This is a genomic window from Streptomyces sp. NPDC040718 (assembly GCF_055593565.1).
The window spans coordinates 1-2,221 of record NZ_JBVIXO010000043.1 but is presented as its reverse complement, the minus strand read 5'-3'; the positions used below and the strand labels follow the sequence as shown (position 1 = coordinate 2,221).

The 2,221-nt window shown below is 70.1% G+C and carries 1 protein-coding gene; it reads right to left on the bottom strand.

From position 1 onward, the window contains the following. Positions 1 to 2,205: non-ribosomal peptide synthetase (locus ACZ597_RS35560; protein WP_471339601.1), on the bottom strand; the 2,205-nt coding region annotated here is incomplete at its 3' end. Between the last annotated feature and the right edge of the window lie 16 nt (positions 2,206 to 2,221).

Sequence of the window (2,221 nt, the reverse complement as noted above, 5' to 3'; positions counted from 1 at the left end):
CGCGAACAGGGTGGTCTCGGTGGGACCGTAGGCGCAGCGGACGACGGTGTCCGGGCAGTGTTCCAGCACCCGCCGCACCGCGGTCGGGGAGATCAGGTCGCCGCCGGTGATCACCTCCCGGACTCCCGCGAAGCAGCCGGGCTCCTCCTCCGCCATCACGCGGAACAGGCCTGCGGTGATGTCCAGGCCGGTGATCTCCTCCTCGACGATCAGACGGCCCAGCTCGGCGACCCCCAGGTCGCCTTCGGGCGTGATGACGGTCCTTCCGCCGCGCAGCAGCGGCACCCAGAAGGCATACGTGGAGGGATCGAAGGCGTAGGAGGCCAGGAGCAGCACCCGCTCGTGCGCACCGGCGCCGAACATGCCGTCCACGACCAGGTCAAGGATGTCGCGGTGGGTGACCGCCACGCCCTTGGGGCGGCCCGTCGAGCCGGACGTGTACATCACGTACGCCAGCTGCTCGGGCCGAGTCTCCACGCCCGGGTCAGCGACCGGCAGCCCGGCCAGCTCCCCGTCGTCGTCCAGCACCACCAGCGCGGGAGCAGTGGGCAGGCCACGCTCGCGCATCGCCGCATCGGCCAGCAGCACGGGCGCGGACGTCTCGTCCACGATCCACTGCATCCGCTCCAGCGGATAACCGCTGTGCAGCGGCAGGTAGAACGCGCCGGCCTTCAGCACCGCCAGCAGCGCCACCACCAGGTCCACCGACCGCTCCATCAGCACCGCGACGGGCGCCTCCGGACCCACTCCCAGACCCACCAGACGGTGCGCGAGCCGGTTCGCCCGCTCGTCCAGCTCCCGGTACGACAGCTCCCGCCCGGCACACCGCACCGCCACCGCATCCGGAGAACGCAGCGCCTGAGCGGCGAAAGCCGCCTGCACCGAACCGGCCGCGAGACCCTCGGCGGGCTCCGCCCCGGCCCACGACCCCAACAGCCGCTCGCGCTCGTCCGCATCGATCACGTCGATCTGACTGATCGTCTGTGCCGGATCGGCGGCGACGGATTCCAGGACGCGTACGAGGCGGGTGAACAGACGCTCTATGGTCTCCCTGTCGAAGAGCTCCGCAGCGTAGGTGACATACGCTCGCACGGGCCCGGGAAGGCCCTGGTCGGTGTACTTCATGAGGAAGTTCAGCGACATGTCGAACTTCGCCGTCTGCTGTTCGCCCACGATCTCCTGGACCGTCAGGCCGGGCAGGTCCAGGGCGTTGCCGTCACCGGTCTGGAGATTGAGCAGGACCTGGAACAGCGGGTGGCGGGACAGCGAGCGCTGGGGGTTGACCGCCTCGACCAGTCGTTCGAACGGCACGTCCTGGTGGGAGTACGCGGCCAGGTCGGTCTCCCGGACCTGCTCCAGCAGGTCCAGGAACGTCGGGTTCCCCGACGTGTCCGTCCGCAGGACCAGGGTGTTGACGAAGAAGCCGACGAGGTCGTCCAGGGCTTCGTCGGAGCGTCCCGCGACCGGGGTTCCGATCGGGATGTCCGTCCCCGCACCCATCTTCGTCAGCGCCACCGCCAGTGCTGCCTGCGCCACCATGAACGTGGTGGCGCCGGTCGAATGTGCCAGATCGGCCATCCCGCGGTGCACTTCCGCGTCCAGCTCGAAGAAGACCGAGTCGCCCCGGTAGCTGGCCACCCTCGGCCGGGGCCGGTCGAAGGGCAGCTCCAGCTGGTCCGGGACTCCGTCAAGCGCCTGGGTCCAGAAGGCCACCTGCTCGTTCACCAGGGAGCCGGGGTCCTCTTCCGCACCGAGGAGCTCACGCTGCCACAGCGTGTAGTCGGCGTACTGCACCGGCAGCGCCGGCCACGACGGCTCGATCCCCTGGAGCCGGGCCCGGAACGCGACCTCCAGATCACGCCCCAGCGGCCCCATCGAGGCGCCGTCGCTCGCGATGTGGTGCATGAGGAGCAGCAGGACCTGCTCGTCGGAACCGACGGTGAACAGCGTTGCCCGCAGCGGCAACTCGGCCGACAGGTCGAACACGTACCGACCCGCCTCGCGCAGCACCGCGTCCAACTCGTCCGCACCACAGTCGGCCCGGTGCAGCTCCACGCCGGCGGCGGCCTTGTCCAGGACCACCTGGACCGGGCTCCCGTCCACCTCCTGGAACACCGTCCGCAGGGTCTCGTGCCGTGCCACCACGTCGCCCAGAGCCTGTTCGAGAACGGCCGCGTCCAGGTCGCCGGTGATCCGGAACGCCACCGGAACGTTGTAGGTG